General features: G+C 44.1%; 14 protein-coding genes. 3 read left to right on the top strand and 11 right to left on the bottom strand.

Translation table 11 applies throughout. The features are described 5' to 3' along the window. Nucleotides 1–425: 425 nt before the first annotated feature. Both BM736_RS01970 and BM736_RS01965 read right to left on the bottom strand, forming a co-directional pair. Nucleotides 426–1805: an ammonia-forming cytochrome c nitrite reductase subunit c552 gene (locus tag BM736_RS01970; RefSeq protein ID WP_076408001.1), complete on the bottom strand. Its 1380-nt coding sequence runs from the start codon at nt 1803–1805 to the stop codon at nt 426–428. 157 nt (nt 1806–1962) lie between these two features. Beyond that, the gene (locus BM736_RS01965; RefSeq protein WP_076407999.1) at nt 1963–3174 is read right to left on the bottom strand and encodes an NnrS family protein; all 1212 of its coding nucleotides are present in this window, start codon (nt 3172–3174) and stop codon (nt 1963–1965) included. A gap of 379 nt (nt 3175–3553) precedes the next feature. Here BM736_RS01965 and BM736_RS01960 point away from each other — a divergent pair, with 379 nt between their 5' ends. Further along, nucleotides 3554–3748 (top strand): hypothetical protein, encoded by a 195-nt coding sequence (locus BM736_RS01960; protein WP_076407997.1) that lies wholly within the window; start codon nt 3554–3556, stop codon nt 3746–3748. Between the two features lie 96 nt (nt 3749–3844). Here the strand turns inward: BM736_RS01960 and BM736_RS01955 are convergent, their stop codons facing one another. Further along, nucleotides 3845–5335: a SulP family inorganic anion transporter gene (locus tag BM736_RS01955; protein ID WP_076407995.1), complete on the bottom strand. Its 1491-nt coding sequence runs from the start codon at nt 5333–5335 to the stop codon at nt 3845–3847. A gap of 547 nt (nt 5336–5882) precedes the next feature. On the opposite strand from BM736_RS01955, the gene BM736_RS01950 reads away from it, so the two are divergent. Then, nucleotides 5883–7439: a winged helix-turn-helix domain-containing protein gene (locus tag BM736_RS01950; protein WP_179079002.1), complete on the top strand. Its 1557-nt coding sequence runs from the start codon at nt 5883–5885 to the stop codon at nt 7437–7439. 54 nt (nt 7440–7493) lie between these two features. On the opposite strand, the gene BM736_RS01945 is transcribed toward BM736_RS01950, so the two are convergent. From BM736_RS01945 to BM736_RS01910, 8 genes are all read right to left on the bottom strand, one after another. Next, nucleotides 7494–8456: a hypothetical protein gene (locus BM736_RS01945; protein WP_143562295.1), complete on the bottom strand. Its 963-nt coding sequence runs from the start codon at nt 8454–8456 to the stop codon at nt 7494–7496. 924 nt (nt 8457–9380) lie between these two features. After that, on the bottom strand, nt 9381–10598 hold the full coding sequence (gene nqrF, locus BM736_RS01940) for an NADH:ubiquinone reductase (Na(+)-transporting) subunit F (protein ID WP_076407991.1): 1218 nt from the start codon (nt 10596–10598) through the stop codon (nt 9381–9383). Nucleotides 10599–10652: 54 nt separating this feature from the next. Further along, nucleotides 10653–11261, bottom strand: coding sequence for an NADH:ubiquinone reductase (Na(+)-transporting) subunit E (nqrE, locus tag BM736_RS01935; protein ID WP_076407989.1), 609 nt, complete (start codon nt 11259–11261; stop codon nt 10653–10655). A gap of 9 nt (nt 11262–11270) precedes the next feature. Beyond that, nucleotides 11271–11894, bottom strand: a complete 624-nt coding sequence (locus tag BM736_RS01930) for an NADH:ubiquinone reductase (Na(+)-transporting) subunit D (protein WP_076407987.1) — start codon at nt 11892–11894, stop codon at nt 11271–11273. A gap of 1 nt (nt 11895) precedes the next feature. After that, entirely contained in the window at nt 11896–12672 is a 777-nt protein-coding gene (locus BM736_RS01925) for a Na(+)-translocating NADH-quinone reductase subunit C (RefSeq protein ID WP_076407985.1), read from the bottom strand. Further along, complete coding sequence (locus BM736_RS01920; protein ID WP_076407983.1) at nt 12672–13916, bottom strand: NADH:ubiquinone reductase (Na(+)-transporting) subunit B; 1245 nt, start codon at nt 13914–13916, stop codon at nt 12672–12674. Before BM736_RS01920 ends, BM736_RS01925 begins: the two co-directional genes overlap by 1 nt. Beyond that, on the bottom strand, nt 13917–15278 hold the full coding sequence (locus BM736_RS01915) for a Na(+)-translocating NADH-quinone reductase subunit A (protein WP_076407981.1): 1362 nt from the start codon (nt 15276–15278) through the stop codon (nt 13917–13919). Between the two features lie 447 nt (nt 15279–15725). Then, nucleotides 15726–16454 (bottom strand): DUF599 domain-containing protein, encoded by a 729-nt coding sequence (locus BM736_RS01910; RefSeq protein WP_076407979.1) that lies wholly within the window; start codon nt 16452–16454, stop codon nt 15726–15728. Nucleotides 16455–16674: 220 nt separating this feature from the next. On the opposite strand from BM736_RS01910, the gene BM736_RS01905 reads away from it, so the two are divergent. Beyond that, entirely contained in the window at nt 16675–19662 is a 2988-nt protein-coding gene (locus BM736_RS01905) for a PKD domain-containing protein (protein ID WP_076407977.1), read from the top strand. Nucleotides 19663–19727: the final 65 nt, after the last annotated feature.

Raw genomic sequence — 19727 nt, 5'->3', positions numbered from 1 at the left:
TCAGGGATTTCGATCCAAGACGCATCGCTGAAGAAATGGTTATTTCCTTTTGAGGCGATGCAACACAGGAGGGAAGTCCTGAGAAGCTCACAAAGTGCGGGTTTAAAATCACTTTATGCTGCGCATGTGGCTTTCGAAATAGAATGACTATTAGTTTCAATCCACTTACTTGCCTACAGCGATTTTAACTCCCGCTGAATGGTCAATTCTTTAATGGAATTGGTATTAGAGCGATAAGAGGCGTTCAGGGTAATCAAACTGAAGCAGAGAAACTGTCGTACTGACGATAGATTGATGATTATCTATTGGTTTTTGCTCGTTTTGTAGGAGTGCGCACCTTGTTCTATCTTTGTTAATGACCATGATTTAAGTATAAAAAAGCCGCTCACTGCGAGTGAACGGCCTGTAGATTAACGATAACTCGCCTACTCGTAACCACGCTTAGTAATTGGAGACCAGTTTTTATCTACTTCCTCTTTCAAGAAGGCTTGCTTCTCTTTGGTGAGTTCCTCAACAGATATACCAATCGCTTCATGTGCCTTCTCTTTGGTGCTGATATCTGGGTAGTAGACATCTTTCACCTCAAACATACTTAATATCTCGGCAAGTTGCTTTCTGGCATGTTCAGCCTGCTCTGTTGCTTTATTCAGTAGTGCTATCCCCTCTTGAGGGTTATGGGCATACAGGCCATGAGATGCCATAGCAAAGTCCCAGCGCCATTGAGCATGACGTATCGCCATTATCGCTTCATTCATGATTGGCCAACTTGCCCCAGCAACCCAGGCAGCTTTGGCTTCATAGTGAGCCTTCACCAGTAGCCCCTCAACATGTCGAGCAGCACTATCAATCGCCTTTTTATCTCTCTCTAACGCCGTTTCTATTTTGCTTTTACTGCCATGACAACTGCTACACGCCTTATCAAACTGCTCTAGAGCATTACCTACCTTGTGGTCAGTATACTCATTGCCTTTCTCATCAGTCGTTGCAGGCATATGACAAGTAATACAGGTGACTCCTTGCTTAGCATGATTACTGCGGCTCCAATGTTCAAATTCTGGGTGACGCGCCTTTAAAATTGGTGTTTTAGAGATAGGGTGGATCCACTCATAGAAACGGCGAGTATCATAATACTTCTCGATGGTGTCTGCATCGTTGCCAAATATCCACGGAATATTAACTTTATTGCTGCTTTCAGGCTGAAAGTAATAACTGACATGGCATTGGCCACATACTTGTGCGCCTTGCATATTGATGTCCTGCTTATCAAACGGCAGGTGCACCTTATTCATCGCATCTTGTGCATGGGGTCTTGGTAAAGCCAGCTTTTCAGAGCCTTTAACATGACAGTCGGTACAGTAAACGACACTCTTAACTTCATGACCTAAATCGGTAAAGTTCTTTGCAGAAAACCCCTTTACACCTAACTCTTTCATCAATCTTGGTGCATCGGGCGTTTTACAGGTCCAGCAACTCGCCGATAACCCTTTGGTTCCCGCCTCCGGCGTAACCCCGGTTCTCAAAGTATGCGTCACATCTGCAACGGCAAACTGGTGCCCTCGCGGACTATGGTACTCTTTCGCAAACGATGAGCCAGCCCATAAAATAATATTGGCTGGATAGTTTGCCAGCATATCCTCTCGCTCAGCTTGCTCCTCGGTAGCCGCCCAACTCTTATATTGAGCCGGGAATTGAGCCATATCTTTAGCCTGAATAGCGTCAAGTTTATCCGCTAACAAAGAAGCTGAGAAAGTCATGCTCGTTAGAGCAGTTACACTGAACAAAGCACGTGTAAGCCATGTTTTCATAAGATTGAAATACCTAAAGTTTATCTACTGTAACCAGTTTAGATTAAAGGAACTAAAGATGAATGAGCGCTGGTTAAAAATGATAACCAGCGCGGTTTTTTATACAGAAAGAGGTATATAGATTAGTACTTTTAACTAATTCTTTTCTATACAAGTATTAGCCAGGCCTTCCATCAACACGCGGCTTAGACAACACGGGCGTGTAGTGCCATACAAATAAACCAAAAGCGATAAACCACAAGCCTCCAGATAGCCATAGCCAAGTTTGATAGTAGTCCGGCATTACTGTCGGCATAATAGCTCTAGTGATCGCCGCCAGCGCGATACTCGCAAAAGCTAGCGACATAGACGGCCCTTCATAAATATTACGTCCCGTATGGCCCAGTGATACTCGTGAGATCATCGATAGACATACCCCCGCCATGGTGCCTATGGCAAAAAGGTGCAACAAGTTACGATACATCATCAAGTTCTCTATGTTCCACGCAAGGGCTAACAAGGTAACAGGTAGCATCAGGTAACCTAAGTGTAATGACCAGAGCATAGGCTCTTTCAGCGTCTTGTGAGCATTCCAGCGTCCCCACCGAACCAGATGTAAAACACCTGCTAGCACCAAGAGCCACTGTTCGATGGCCGTAGGAATAAACTGACCAATGGCTTGAATCACCAAAAGTAACATCACTGCAAGCAGCGCACTCTCAAGTAGCGGTATCGGCGCAGACTTCTCTACTTTTATTCGTACAGCAGTAAAGAAAGGAATAACCCGTCCACCAACGATAGTAATGAGCATTGCCATCCACCAGATCATCGCCTGCCAGATATGGTTAGATAGCGTAAAATCTCTCTCACTCAGCGCATAATAGCTGAGTAAGTTTATGCACATGGCCAATAACAACATGACTGGAAAACCAATATTGTTCCACTGCTTGACCTTATAGATGCTGGTCCAGAGTTTAAATGCGGTTAACCCTAAAAAGAGTGAGTCAAACAGCGCTGGCAACAGTAGTGGGATATCGAAAGGTAATAGTAGTAACACTCTCGCTGTTAGCCAACAGAAGAAGGTAAACGCCAAGTGCTTACCTGACATGCCTGGTTGATTGGTCCAGTTCTTTACCGCCGTCAATAGAAAGCCCGCGACAATCGCCATAGCGAAACCAAATAACATCTCATGAGGGTGCCACCAAAGCGGTACAACTTTACTCCAGAATTCGCTTTGAAACAGACTGTATTGGGGCATAAACCAAGTCACCAGCCATAAAGGAATATAAAGCGCAGCAATTATCGCCCCTCCTAAAAAGAAAGGTCTGAAAGCTAATCGCCATATTGCAGGCGTCTTCTCAGTCTCTGCTGGATCATCAATATTGAGCATCACGGTCACTCCGAATAAAAACAGGCATTACATTTACACCTTTTAAAGTGTCGCCATTTTATCCCTGAACTTAACATATGACAATCAATATCGCTCGGTTAGCGATTTTGAGCTGTAGAACTGTGATACAAGCAAGGAGCATCGCCGATCGCCCAACCATACTGAGACCAAACGGTAAACATTCAACAATGCATATCATTTCAATTCGAGGTAATATCAAAAGAGGTTAGCTCATCAACGAGTAACAAGAGCCAATCGAAATAGCTAATAATCAAGGTAAGTCGTTTTAAACAATCAAAGTAAGTATGACAACATAAAGTACTAAAACAGAGCGAGACAAGCTTAAATATTGAATGACAAATATCTCAATGGAGAAATTATGCATCTGATAATGAAAAGCCAGTTCGATGAACTTAGATTAAATGATGACTATGAGTACAGCAGTGACGATAAAGGTGGTAAGAAAGTCGTCAAAATTTTCAAAGATGGGGATCTCATCGCTAAAAAGATCATGGTAAAGCGCTCGATACAATACTTCGGAGTAACGGGTATAGAGGAGTTACTCACTCACTGAGTTTTACTGCTCACACTGATATCAAAAGATGTGCAGCCTGTTGGCTGCACTACAATGAACGCTAATAGCTTAAGGTTAACACCTCAATGACATTGATTAGTGACCCATAGAGGCGCCGCTAACTAGTTCAGGATTATCATAAACCGCAAACTTATTGATTAGCTTTTCACTAGGCGAATTCACCCCGATAACATCCACACCAACGCCCAATTTTCTATATTTTAATATCACCTTATCTAATGCGGCAACCGAGGTAATATCCCAGAAATAGGCATCTGATAAATCCAGCGTGACAGCATCAGCCCGACGATTAAACTCAAATAAACTGATGAAATGATCCGCTGACGCAAAAAATATCTGCCCATGAACCTTGTGTGTAATATGCTCGCCCTCCACAACAACTTCATCTCTAAGAGATAAGATGTGACGACTCTTATTAGCGTAAAATAGTGACGCTAAAACCACACCCACTAACACACCAATAGCTAAATTATGCGTGATAACAACCACGACTAAGGTTGATAGCATGACAATATTGGTCGAAAGAGGGTGATGTTTGATATCGAGTATCGATTGCCAAGAAAAGGTACTAATGGCGACCATTATCATCACGGCAACCAATGCCGCCATCGGGATTAGTTTCAGCCATGAATCGAGAAATAGCACTAAAACAAGTAAGAAGATGCCAGCTGATAAGCTTGATAATCGACCCAATCCGCCCGACTTAATATTAATAATTGACTGGCCAATCATGGCGCAGCCCGCCATTCCCCCCATCAAGGAAGCGCCAATATTTGCCATCCCCTGCCCTTTGCACTCTCGGCTTTTATCACTTTGAGTATCAGTGAGATCATCGACGATACGCGCCGTCATCATAGACTCGAGCAAGCCAACAACGGCCAGTGCCAAGGCATAAGGCAAAATGATCCATAAGGTCTCAAACGTCAAAGGCACATCAGGCCAGAGAAACACAGGCAAAGCATCGGGCAAACTGCCCATATCACCCACAGTGCGAATATCCATGCCGCTATAGATAACGATCAAAGTGAGCAACACGATACAGACCAAAGGCGATGGCAGCAGGCGACCGATAATAGGCAGACGTGGGAACAGATAGATGATAGCCAAGCCTAAAGCTGTCATGGCATAGACATACACACTAACATGGGTCAGTTCTGAGAGCTGTGCGAGCAAAATTAATATCGCCAGCGCATTCACAAAACCAGTGATCACCGACCGAGACACGAACCGCATTAAGTCAGCTAACTTCAGATAACCTATGACTATCTGAATAACACCTGTAAGCAGAGAAGCCGCCAACAGGTACTCTAGACCATAATCTCTGACTAAAGTCACCATCAATAGGGCCATCGCCCCTGTTGCACCAGATATCATTCCAGCTCTTGCGCCACTGAATGCCACGATAACGCAGATGCAAAATGAAGCGTACAGACCCACCTTAGGGTCCACGCCAGCAATAAGCGAAAAAGCGATAGCTTCAGGGATCAAAGCAAGTGCGACAACAAGACCCGATAATAGATCACCACGGATGTTAGACATCCAATCGATTTTAAATTGTGTAAACATTAAACCTCTACTTTTCATCAGACAGCCGGACTTTCTCAAGCAGCCTCTGATATATCTAGATATCTATCAGGCAGCCGAAAGCGTTCCAGAATACTGAAAAATTTAGCTATAAATTTTAGGCGCAAGCAGTCACTGCAAAAATGCAGTAAAAAGGGAGCGCGGGTGTATAAGTGTGTTACTTGGTAGCTAGAAAGCTATATAGAGGGGGCTGGGACTAAGGCGGCGTAATTATCACGAACTTAATAACTCCTTTCATCTGTATCAAAGGCGCTAGTGTACGCCTTTCATACGAAATTTCACGTTTATTTTATAAGATACCGTTCACTCGTGTATCTTTTAAACATAACCTTCATTTCAAATAGTCATCAGCACTAAATGTTCAACTTGCTACTATATTTTATGTCTCTCAGCCTGCTGCTGATAGCGATTTATTCCTGTGCCTATTATAATCATTATCGTTTACACTTAAGTAAGCTTATCACTTTTAAAAAGCTTACCTATATCATCGCTTAACTATTGCTCCCTATCCACCACAGAGTCCATATCGGTGTCAGATATTCAAAACCTTTTTACTTCGCCACAAGCATTCCAAATAGGCAGCTCAATTATTGTTGATCCTATTAAGCAAACCATTCGATTAGAGGCTGAGCAGAAAGTTGAGCCTCAACTACTGCAATTACTGACCTTACTGGCCAGTGAACAAGGGCGAACAGTCAGTAGAGAAACCATATTTACTAAAATTTGGCCCGATATGGTCGTTACGGCAAACTCGCTAAATCAATCTATGAGTAAGTTGCGCAAGTTGTTAGGCGATGACAGTAAAAACCCACACATAATAGTCACCATCCCACGCCAAGGGTATGCCCTGATAGAGAAAGTCACACTTGTGTCTTCGGCCAACACAGAGATAAATGACGACAAGCCAGCTTCGATTGAGACTAAAGAAGTTAAGCAGCAGACAAATAATAGTCACTCTTCAAACGCTATGTCGCATTCACAGCACCAAGCACTAAACCAAACAAGAAACCAAACACTAAACCAGACACAGTTTGCAGAGGGTCCGCTTTCTTCAGGTGTTAACTCAAAGCCTTCACCTCTCAAGCACAAAAAATCTGTTGCACTGCTAAGCGCCTTATTAATAGTTCTATGCCTGCTACTGGTAACTGTATTCACCTGGCCAGAAGAGAGAACCCAAGTTGTCATATCTGCTGAGCCCGTTCTTACCAGCAATGGACAGATCCCCGCCGATCCAATCAGTCATATATTGGCGGCATTTCTTTATACTGGCCTCAAAGAGTCGCTCAAAGATGAACCATTCGATGTTCACTTTATCTGTCCCACTAAGACATTCAAAATGTGTGAGCAAGGTTTCACTTACATTCCAGAAGAGGTCGTAGAGGTAAAGCCTATCATTCGATACAGCCCAAAGGCATTACAAGTTAAAGTCTTGATTGATGGTGAGCAGAACAGTTTTGAGTTTCAAAGTTACAAACTGTCCTTCGACAGACTAGATGAAGAGTTCGATGAACTCTTGCTTAATTTAGTTGAAAAGTTCACAAATTCTCATAACCGAAAACGTGTGATCACTTTGCTGTTTGAATGGCTCAAAAGGCCCAATGATCCAAGCTTAAGTATCGATAGAATTAAACTGTCTGCATATGGCTATAGCCAGCAAATTCTCAACGAGCCTTCTGTGATCTATCAGCTCCAGCAATCTGTACAGCAATGTGATATTGATTGCCCGATTATTTACGGAGCTTTTGGTAGAGTCATGTTAAATCAATACCTTAAAACAGGTAAGGCCGAAGATTTACAGCAAGCTATTCATTTTCTTTTGCAAGGCTCACCGGAGTACTTATCTGATACAAAACTCAAGCTTGCCGCAGCCTTTGCACTTGTAGGGGAAAAAGAAAAGTCGAACCAGCTGCTAAAACAGATAGATACGGTCTCGTTTATCGCGGTAAAAAAAGCCTTACGCTATTACCTTGATGTCACCTACCTCAATAAAGCTAGCACAGCACCTTTTCGCTTACATAAAAACCGATTAGCGACACAACTGATCAATAAAGCTGAACAGGAAAAAGAAGCGGCTTTACTTGAATAATTAAAGAACAGGCTTTGCTGCGACTTCACATCAGAAAAATCACAGCAATCATGCTTACATACTCTCCCATGCCAAAGTACTTAAATCGACACTGGTATCAGTGAATGCAGCTTCACCAACAGATGGACTATAGATGATGTCAGCCGTCATTGAAGATGGGTTTATTGTTGGGGTTAATAACCTAAGTGTTTCGCCATTTCCAACGGTAAAATCAGTACAAATGCGTTGAATCTTGGTTAGCTGCTCACCCGTTGGCATTATTGCTACCTCTTGAGTATTCAAGGTGGCTTTTGTCACCACAGCTAAACGCCAAGTTTGGGTTAACATTGAAAGATCGCGTAATTCTGTCGCCTCCCCTTGTTTCAATAACGAGCTAATCGGGAACACTGCATCATTAACTTGGCTCACAGCCACTAAGCAAACATTAGCGTCAGTAACCCCTAGACTCGGATCTGAAAATCGATTAATGACGCTGTAGTAATCACCAGTTTGAGCATCGCTATCTAGTCCCTTAACAAATACGACAGGAAGCTTACCTTCGATATCCGCTTCTTGTGGGGTCACAATAACGTAGCCAGCGTCCTTACTAACATTAATATCTTTTGCCATTTCCCAAGGCTTATTGCTCTCATAATCACTCACCTTCAGCTTCAAGCCTTTATTTACTTGGCTAGTGTGAACTTGAATACTGTAGTCATTACCACTGCGCCACACTTGCTGGATCATGTTCGGATATGCTTTATTCAAAACTGAGCTAACATAATGCGAATATCCATTCCCATTATCCTCAAGCCGAGCAACCGAGAGACTGATAGGTTCTTCTCTCATATTGCTAATATGAAGACGTAAGGGCAGGTAATCTTTTTTCACATCTTGAATACCAGCTTCAAAGTAAGCAGGCTTGAATTTTGGCTGAGGTGGTTTGGTTTTATCTCCCGCATCAGAACTTGAACCGCCACATGCGCTAAGTAAAGACAAGCTAATCGCTACCGCTGCAGGTTTAATCATTATGTGCACTTTTTGCTCCTTTCATATCTCCCTCACACTGCACGCCGTAATAAATTACTGCGTTAGTCGCTTTCAGAAGATAGGTTGATTTTTATCAGTCTAAAATTTTGAGGCAGCATAATAAGCACTGAATGCTCAATGACATAATCAACAAAGATAACTTAATATCAAGAAAGGTGAATAAATAGATAAGCAACTGATAAACTTACACAAAAAACTAAACCACTGAAGAGAACAGTTATAAAGTCACTCCCTAAAAGAGAGCTTTAGATACCGTGCATTTGCAAGTCGCCGTTAATATAGCCCTATAGGCTCTTCTAAATAGGTACGACTAAATCACTAACCGCTATGGATGGCAGGGAATGCAGGTAAATGTATAGAACATTTCCTGCACTGATTTAGAAGCTTGTATTGCACTATTCACTAAACCTCTGCACAACATCTGGCATAAAAGGCTATACCTGAATGGACTTATAAGCTGTGGTTCCCATGAAGGCATAGCCTATGGATGGTAACTACCTACTGAAGTTGGTGATTTAGGGCTAAAAACAAAAAATGCAGCCAAAAGGCTGCATTTTAACTCTCTATTTATTGCTATTCATTTCAAGCTGAACACTATCTAAGAGTTAATTACCAAAGTCATCTAGGAGAATGTTTTCCTCTTCAACGGTTCTTGCAAGACTAGGCTTTCAAGCATCTTAATAACTGAAGAGTTCATGGGTTAGTGTAGGGCCACACTATTTTTGTGGCCCCTAATCATGAAGGCTTTATCTAAGAGTTAGTCACCTAATACTAGTCACCAAAATCATCTAGTAGGATGTTTTCCTCTTCAACGCCTAGGCTTTCAAGCATGTTGATGACAGAAGAGTTCATGGGTTAGTGTAGGGCCACACTATTTTTGTGGCCCCTAATCATGAAGGCTTTATCTAAGAGTTAGTCACCAAAGTCATCTAGAAGAATGTTTTCCTCTTCAACGCCTAGGCTTTCAAGCATGTTGATGACAGAAGAGTTCATGATTGGAGGGCCACACATGTAGAACTCACAATCTTCCGGCGCTTTGTGATTTTTTAGGTAATTCTCATAGATCACGTTATGAATAAAGCCGGTGTAACCGTCCCAATTATCTTCAGGAAGCGGATCAGACAAGGCGACATGCCAGACGAAGTTTTCATTTTCCTCAGCGAGCTTATCAAACTCATCTTGATAGAAGACTTCACGGGTTGAGCGTGCACCGTACCAGAAGCTCATCTTACGCTTGGTCTTCTCACCCTTAAGCTGATTGAAAATGTGTGAGCGCATTGGTGCCATACCCGCACCGCCACCAATAAACACCATTTCGGCATTGGTTTCTTTCACGAAGAACTCACCAAATGGACCAGAGATGGTCACCTTATCGCCCGCTTTAAGGTTAAAGATGTAAGATGACATCTTACCCGGTGGTACATCATCTGTCGGCGGCGTAGCGATACGCACGTTAAGCATGATGCGGCCCTTCTCGTCTGGGTAGTTAGCCATCGAGTATGCGCGCAGTACATCTTCGTCAACCTTAGAGACATGCTTGAACAGATCATACTTGTCCCAGTCGCCACGATACTCTTCAGGAATATCGAAATCACTGTAGTTCACTTGATGTGCTGGTGCTTCAATCTGAATATAACCACCCGCCTTAAACTTAACATCTTCCCCTTCAGGAAGCTTAAGCAGTAGCTCTTTAATAAAGGTCGCCTTGTTATCATTCGAGATAACTTCACATTGCCACTTCTTAACGCCAAAGATCTCCTCTTCGACCTCAAGCTCCATATCGGTTTTAACCGCGACTTGGCAAGCTAAACGACAGCCCTCTTTAGCTTCTTTTTTAGTGATATGATCACGTTCTGTAGGCAAAATATCACCGCCACCAGACTTAACCGTTACGCGGCACTGCCCGCAAGTACCACCGCCACCACAAGCAGACGGGATAAAGATATTTTTATTGGCCAACGCGCCAAGCAGTTTATCACCTGCAGATGTGGTAATGCTCTTCTCATCGTCATCATTGATGCCAATTCTCACATCACCGGTTGATACCAGTTTACTTTTGGCGAATAAAATCACCATCACCAGCAAGCTCACAACGAGCGTAAACATGCTGATACCAATTGCCATTTCCATCGAATCTACCTTCTCTTAATTCAATTGTGTTAACTCAAATAAACCAGCTAAGAGTTAAATTGAAATACCTGCGAAAGCCATAAAGCCTAATGCCATTAAACCTGTGGTGATAAATGTAATACCTATCCCCTGTAGCCCTTCTGGAATGGCATGAAATTTCATCCGTTCACGTAGTCCTGCCAACATGACAATTGCCATCGCCCAACCGACACCAGAGCCTGCTGCAAACACCGCTGACTCCGCTAAGGTGTAGTCACGGTTTGCCATAAAGATAACCCCGGCAAAAATCGCACAGTTAACGGTAAGTAGTGGCAAGAAGATCCCTAAAGAGTCATAAAGGCTTGGAATATACTTATCCAAAAACATCTCAAGGATCTGAACTAGCGCCGCAATCACACCAATAAAGGTAATTAGCTGCAAATAGCTAAGGTCAAGCTCAGGCTGTCCAGCCCATCCGAGTGCCCCTGGCGCGAGTACATTTGCGTAGATTAACTGGTTTAGTGGTACGGCCAACATCATCACCACAATAACCGCGATACCTAAGCCAAAAGAGGTCGAAACCTTCTTTGATACCGCCAGAAATGTGCACATTCCCATAAAGAATGACAGCGCCATATTGTCAATAAGAGCTGCTTGAACAAACAGATTGATATAGTGTTCCATAACCTTCTCTTACCCTCTTTTACGCTGAATGACGTTGATAGCCCAGATCATCAAGCCGATCAGGAAGAATGCACTTGGCGGCAGCTTGAACATCTCGTTCGCTAAGTACCAACCACCATTTTCAACCGTTTTGAGGATCTCATAACCAAACAGTGTGCCACTGCCAACAAGCTCACGAACAAAGGCGACACCCATTAAGATAACGCCATAACCCATGGCATTACCTAAGGCATCAACAACAGCCATCGGCGGCTTATTCTTCATAGCAAACGCTTCGGCGCGGCCCATGATGATGCAGTTGGTAATAATCAAACTCACAAATACCGACAACTGACGAGATAACTCGTAAGCGATATCTTGAAGCACCATGTCGACGATGATCACCAGTGAGGCGATAACCGTCATCTGCGCAATAATACGTACACTGTTAGGGATTAAGTTTCGAATGGTCGAGATGATCAGGTTCGAAAAAACCAATACAAAAGTCACGGCTAACGTCATCACTAACGCCGTTTGCATCGAGTTACTAACCGCTAACGCCGAACAAACACCTAGGACCTGCATTGCCACAGGGTTGTTGGCGAAGATAGGCGTCGTTAATACTTCCCGAGTGGCAGTTATACTTTTACTCATCTTATGCCTCCGAAGCTTTTAGTTTGTCTAAGAAGGTTTTAAAACCTTCGTCACCAAACCAGAATTGAATCGAACGCTGTACACCACGTCCAGTCATGGTTGCACCACTTACCGCATCGACACCGCTAACATCACCCTCTTTAGCGCCGCCTTTAACGACTTTAAGTGCCACTTTACCTTTGGCATCAAAAATCTGCTTGCCACGGAACTTGTCAGTCCACTCAGTCTCGTTGAGGAAATCGCCAATACCTGGCGTTTCACCGTGCTCATAGAAGACCACGTTTTCAATGGTATTAAAGTCAGGCTTTAGTGCGACATAACCATAGATAATCGACCAAAGGCCTTTACCATAAATTGGCATAACCACGCTGCTTAGCTCTCCTTGTTCATTGAAGACCTTAAACACCCTTACCTCATCCGCACGAGAGCGAATTCTTGCAGTATCCTTCTTAGGCTTGCGTGATTTATCCGGATTAATTGCTGCCATACGCTCATCGAAGTCCATAACTTCAATGCGCTCTTTCGGCTCTATTTCACCTGATTCAATATCGATAAGTAGCGGCGTGACAGATTTTTCGAATATCGCGCGAAAATCCTTTTCACCTTGTATATCAGTATCTGAAGCTATCAATACATAGCGCTTTAATTCATCACGCTTTTTAACCAGCTTTCTCTCTTTCAGTAACTCAGCGGTTCCTGTGATCATAAATGAACACAAGAGGCAGAGGGTGACGGTGAAGATCATTGTTCCCATCACAGAATCTTTCTTCAATGCCATTATGAGTTAACTCCCGAGTTATCTTTGCTCGTCAGCGCAGTACGTTTAGCTCTTCGTTTGATATTCGCGCGAGCAACCATGTAATCAAACAGTGGCGACCACAAATTAGCAAACAAAATGGCTAACATGATGCCTTCTGGCATCTTAGGGTTAATGACGCGAATAAGCACAGCCATAAAGCCAATCAATACGCCGTAGGCCAACTTGCCCGGACGGGTATATGAAGTTGTCACCGGATCGGTTGCCATAAACATCATTGCAATGGCAAAGCCCCCCGTAACTAAGTGCCAAGTCCAAGGCATAGCAAACATGTCGTTTTTACTTGAGCCAATCGTATTAAATAGAATCGCTGTTAATATCATGCCTAACATCACACCCGCAACGATACGCCAGTCAGCCAGACGTGTGATAAGCAGTAATCCACCGCCAATCAACAAGGCTAAAGTACTGGTTTCACCAATGGCGCCAGGGGTAAAGCCAAAGAATGAATTCCACCACTGAGGGTCTGAAAATGCCTGATACCAAGTGTAATCGGCAAAGCTCATCTTACCCGCTGCAGTTTGTGCTAACGCAGTCGCGCCAGAGAAACCGTCCGCTGCAACTAATAGCGCAGGCTCAGCAACTTGAGTTGGATAAGCGAAAAAGATAAACGCATAACCCGCAAGCGCTGGATTCAGGAAGTTATATCCCATGCCACCAAATAGCTCTTTAGCGATAATCACACCAAAAGTGATACCCATGGCAATTAACCAAAGCGGTGTTGAAACCGGTAGAATCAAAGTGAACAATAGTGCCGTGACAAAGAAGCCCTCATGTAGTTCTTGGCCACGCACCTTAGCAAACACCATCTCCCAAAATAGACTGACTAATAACGCAGTAAGATAGATGGGAATATAGAAGCTTGCGCCATAAAGGAACAAACCGATAAGACCTGTTTGCTCAGTTAGGCCGCCAAACAGCAGATTAAACGGGGCTAGCTGCCATACATCTGGCGTAGATAAGCCCGAAGCAATTGCAACTTGTGCCTGCAGACCTAAATTATATAAACCAAACAAGATGGCTGGTAATAAACATAGACCCACTAAGGTCATGGTACGTTTTACATCAATGGCATCACGTACGTGCACCTTACCTTTAGTGCTTCGACCGTGAGCGATGACCAATGAACGAAGGTAGCCCTTCATCGCCTGTCCAGGTGCGTAATAGTCTTCCTGAACGTCAGGCTTTTTGTCTTTGTTACTCATTTACCCTTCCCTCTCAATGATGTCCAGGCAAGCGCGAAGCTCTTTACCAAAATCGTATTTACCAGGACAAACAAAGGTACACAATGCTAAATCTTCTTCGTCTAACTCTAAGGCGCCCAACTCTTGTGCCTCATCGGTATCACGTACCACTAAGTCACGAACTAGCAGGGTCGGCAAAATATCTAAAGGCATAACTCTATCGAGTTGACCAAATGCCATCATGGCGCGCTGAGAACCACCTGTATGCGTGGTCATATTGAACAACTTTTTCGTACGACTGAAACGTGAAGTCACCGCTCTTGTGATAGAGAACTTATCTGAACCACTGCGTACCCATGATAAAAGCTCATGCTCATCATCTTCAGTCAGCGCAGTAATTTGATTATGAAAACGGCCAAGATAACTGTGTGGTCCGCTAGCGGTATGACCTGACAGGACAGAACCGGAAACCACACGTGAAAAACCAGGCTTTAGCTCATCTTTAGTGCTTTCGACTATTTCAGCGCCAAGTTGAGTACGAATAAGTCTTGGGTTAATAACGTCTGGTCCGGCAATGGATACCACGCGGTCGATATAAAGCTCACCGGTTAAAAATAGTTTGCCGTAAGCAATGACATCTTGATAGCCAATATGCCATACAGGACGCTCAATACTCACAGGCAGTGTAAAGTGAATGTGAGTACCCACTAGCCCAGCAGGGTGAACGCCAGTGAACTGCTTCACACTCACCTTTGAATGCTGGTGACCCGGAAGGGCTACTCCATCATCTTGGCAGAGAAAAACCTGATTATCGGTAAGATGAGTAAGTACCTGCATACCCACATCAAACGCCTCTTCTTGCTCTGCGATGATAATACGGGGATCGGCAGCCAAAGGATTGGTATCCATGGCGGTCACAAAAATTGCAGCAGGCGTGGTATCGAGCTCAGGTACCCGTGAAAACGGACGAGTACGGAGCGCAGTCCACAAACCGCTCTTTACTAAGTTTTCCTGAACGAGTTCACGATTCAAACTTGAAAGGTCTTCAAAGGACTTGAACTTAATGCTGTCATAGCCATGACATTTGATCACGACTGACTGTAATACACGGCGTTCGCCTCGGTTTATCTCAACCACCTCACCACTTGCAGGGGCAGTAAAAATAACACCTTGAGTTTTCTTATCTTCAAAAAGCGGCTGGCCTTTTTTAACAAGCTCCCCCACTTCAACTAGCATAGTGGGTTTAAGCCCAATATACTCCTCTCCCAAAATGGCCACATGTGATGACCTCGAAGAATTTTCTATCTCTTGCCTGGGCTCACCAGCAATAGGTACATCTAGGCCCTTCTTGATTTTTTGAACCTGATTTGAGAAACCTGCCATCACAAATATCAACCATAGGAAATAAGGATGGCTAATAGTAAATCTTTGTTAATGACAATACCAACATCCATGTCACACTTCCTCTCAATTCTGGAACTAGCTAACGTTATTTTATTTCTTATCGGTTAGTTAATTTTTAAAAGATAATTTAAGGTTGAGTTAAGAAATCTCGACATTCAACAACTTACAAGCAAAAACCAAAAGATAGCAAAGAGACCGTTATGTAATAACATTACACAAAACAGCTAACTTAACTATTAGAAATCCTATAAATATTGTTAATTTAGCGCGCTCTTCTGATTAATTTAAACACCCAAGCGTTATAGAAAACAAACTCGCTATGCGGTAACTCAAAAGCCCTTCTCCTCGATAGCTTATAAATCGAGAAGCCCCTTAGTTAAGATTGCTAAGCGAGAAGATGATAATCGCGAGCTACACACTAGCTGCTCATGATTTATCTTTAACAGAGAGTGCACGCTCCTCATCTAGCACTTGCATCCCCGCGGTAATGGCGACAACAGCTTTAGACTTAAACTCACGACGATAGAGGGTATAAACAACAAATAGACTCGCTCCAATGAACAGCACAGGATGGAAGAACCAACACAGAACAGCCATAGAGAAGTAGTAAGCCCTTAAGCCATAGTTATAGGAATGTGCAGCCCTGTCTTGCAACACCGCCATATGCTTAGCGTACTTCTTTAGGTTTTGATTTTTCCCCTCAAGGTCGATAGGTGCAGCGCCCACCATTACATTTAAAAAACCATATTGACGCATAGACCAAGTAAACTGAAAAAAAGCCATGACAAAGATAAAAGTTAACACACTCAATTTCAGTTGGATCATCGCATCATTGGGCACAGCAGTGTATGGAATAGATGCGATCACGGCCTCTAAGCGAGGAACTTGTGCAAACAGGGTCAGCACACCTGCTAGCACCAGCATAGTCGTAGAAGCAAAGAAGGTAATATTACGCTCAAGGTTGGCCAGTAGTGCCGCTTCGCCGACTCGTACCTCCCGGGTTATCAACTCATTCATCCAATGAACTCTGTGCTGATGCAAGCATCTAGCGACACAGTTAGTCGTTTTGGCTTTGCGGCGCGCAAACGTAGCATACCCCACCCAACAAACGATGAAACAGATAAAAGAGACAACATCTAGCATAGAAAAAGACATATAGACCTACCAACCTCATGAACTTACAACGATTAAAAACCGCTTTACCTAAAACTAAGTCTAATTTTAATCGTAAATCGTTAACTTTGAACAGCGGATTAATTAAATTATAAGTGATTAAAAAAAGTGAGAAACCTTGACAGGCCCTGCTCTAGCGTGCGAACCGCTTATCCCCTGCTACACTTTAAACTACCTATCGGTCGCTAAAAAAGGAACGGTAATGGATTACTCAAATAGATTCTTTAAGGTTGCGCTTTTCAGCTTTGCCTTATCCGCTACGGGGCTATCAGGAACCGATGCCAACGCAGCTAACACCCAAGCCAACACGCCAGCTAATGCTCATAGAGTATTCCCCTCTGTCGAACTACCTGAACCCGCGAATGGCGAACATGCCATCGGCTTACTCGGGGCAAAGCTGCCAGAAGTAGCAGCTTGGTATGGCAAAACAACGGCACAATTTGCCAAAATGATCAGAGAGGACAAAAGTGTTTGGTTAGATAAACAGGGACGCATTTTCTATGTTGAAGTAGAAGATGAAAGCCAACACACTCCTACTGGCCCCATTACGACGCCAGAGACATCGCTAAGTGAGCAGCAAACCTTCTTGCTTCATAGTAAACCAGGGGCAGACAGGGTCATTTTTCTCGACTTTGATGGCCATATCACCACTGGCAGGCAGTGGAATACCTCTTACGGTGTCGGCACAATAAACTCACCAGCCTACAATACTGAAGGCACCTCAGACTCTTTTACTCAAACAGAGCTAGACCGTATCTACCTAATGTGGCGCCAAGTCGCAGAGGACTATGCTCCGTTTAATGTTGATGTCACGACTCAAGAGCCTGCTCAAGCGTTAATCACTAACTCAGGCAACGGTGATACTCAGTTTGGTACCAGAGTGGTGATCACCCAGGATAATTTTGCCAATTGTGGTTGCGGTGGGTTTGCTTATGTCGGCGTATTTAATTATGTCGGTGACAGGTATAAACCTGCATTTGTATTCAACTCGAGTGTGGTAGGCGCGGGCGAAGCCATCTCCCACGAGGTCGGTCATAATCTGGGCCTGTGGCATGATGGCCAAACTAACGGTACTGGATACTACACAGGTCATGGCTCTGGCGTAACAGGTTGGGCGCCTATCATGGGGGTGGGCTATTATCAGCAACTCGTTCAATGGAGCATGGATACTTACCCATTAGCCAATGAACCGCAAAATGATATTAATGAAATTCAGGCACATGGGGCGCCTTTGGTCGCTGATGATCATGTCGATATGATGGATGATGCCAACGCAGTGACCTCAATGGCTGTCACAGATAACGGCACAACGGTGCAACTCGATAGCAACGGGATCATACACCTTGGAAGTGACCAAGATATGTTTAAATTCGATGCCGCCGCTGGTAGCTATAGCATTTCAGTTCAACCAGACGATATCAGCCCCAACTTAGATATTGAGGCGAGTCTCTATGACAGCACTGGGACTTTGATGCAAACCGATAATGTTGCCAACCTTCTATCAGCATCAATGAGCGGCAGTTTTGACAATGCTGGTACTTACTTCTTAAAAATTGATGGCGTAGGCAAAGGCGACCCCCTCAATGGCGGCTATCCAGATTATGGCAGTTTAGGCCAATACATCATATCTGCAACGGCGCAAAATCCATCTAATTTACAGGGACCAAACGCTGTCGCCACCATTACTGGAGCAAGCTCAGGCTTAGCGCCTTTAGATATCAGCTTTGTAGGCTCAGCTTCAAGTGACAATGAACCAATAACAAATTTTAGTTGGCAATTTGGCGATGGCGGCTCAAGCACCCTAGCCGATCCGCAGTATTTATACACAGCGCCAGGTGAATATAATGCCACATTAACAGTGACAGACAGTGACGGCTTAAGCAGTCAAGACTCTGTATCGGTATCGGTAACAAACCAAGCCCCCATCGCAGATGCTTTTGCTACGCCAACATCTGGCGAAACACCTCTTCTGGTCGCGTTTGATGGCTCCGGCTCAAGTGATCCCGACACCGCTCATACGGATTCATTAAGTTACGGCTGGGACTTTGGTGATGGCAATAGCTCATCGTCGCCTTCGCCCAATCATAGTTATACCAATTCAGGTCCAGGCACGGCTTTATTTACAGCAACGCTCACCGTGACCGATGATTTAGGGTTATTTGACCAAGCCAGTGTGCAGATAAGTGTCGATGCACCGCCTTTTGTCGATCAATTTGTTCATGGCGAGATCTTTGGCAGCGGTAGCGTCAGTGGCAGTTACACCGACACCCAACCAGACAGTGGCACAGTGCAGAGTATCACCGAGCGAGAATCTGGCGGGAAACCTGCCAACCGCCATACCTATTTACAACATACTTGGCTCGTTAACGCGCTTGCAGGGGATGTTGTTACCTTACACTTATCGGCAAACATGCAAGCCAGCAGTGAAAATGAGACCATGACATTCTCTTATTCAACCAATGGCGGCGCCAACTATACTGAATTTGCATCGATAACAGATGGCAATCATAACTTCTCAACTATGTTGCCTAATAACACATCCGGTACGGTGAGAATTCAGGTTGTCGACAGTGATAGAAATTCAGGTAATAGAGTTAAAGATACAATCTCAGTATCAGCGCTTTATATTCGCTCTGAAACCGATGCCAGTGTCCTTCCTCCTTCACCGCCACAGTCATTAACGGCAACGCCGCTCTCATCGACAAGTATTGAACTTGCCTGGCTTGATGCTTCAGACAATGAAACAGGCTTTGATATTGAAAGAGCCCCGGCAAACAGCGGAAACTGGAGCAGCATTGCAACACTCGCGGCTGAGTCCACCTTGTACACAGACACGGCCCTCACTGCTGCTACTAGCTATGATTACCGAGTCACAGCCCTCAATGGCGCCGGTAACTCAGCCCCTTCTAATATCGCTTCGGCTACAACATTAGACAGCTCAAGCATCAACTTAGAGACCATGGGGTACAAGGTCAAAGGAGTTAAACATATCAAGCTAGATTGGGATACAGCCCCTTATATGGATATCTACTTAGATGACATGAGCCAGCCTATATTGGAAGCAATTGAGGAGCAGTCCTCACCGTATACTTATGATATCGACACTGGAGAAAAAGGCGGCGGCTCCCATACGGTTAAAGTTTGCCAAAGCGGAGGTGGTTGCTCCGAGGAGGTAACTGTCATATTTTAATCGCAGTTACGCTTAACCAAAAAGCCGCAGCAGGAATGAACCTAGCTGCGGCTTTTTATAATCCC

The organism is Shewanella sp. UCD-KL12 (genome assembly GCF_001957125.1).
Taxonomy (GTDB): domain Bacteria; phylum Pseudomonadota; class Gammaproteobacteria; order Enterobacterales; family Shewanellaceae; genus Shewanella.
The sequence above is the reverse complement of the archived record's forward strand: the minus strand, read 5'-3'. Positions and strand labels throughout refer to the sequence as shown.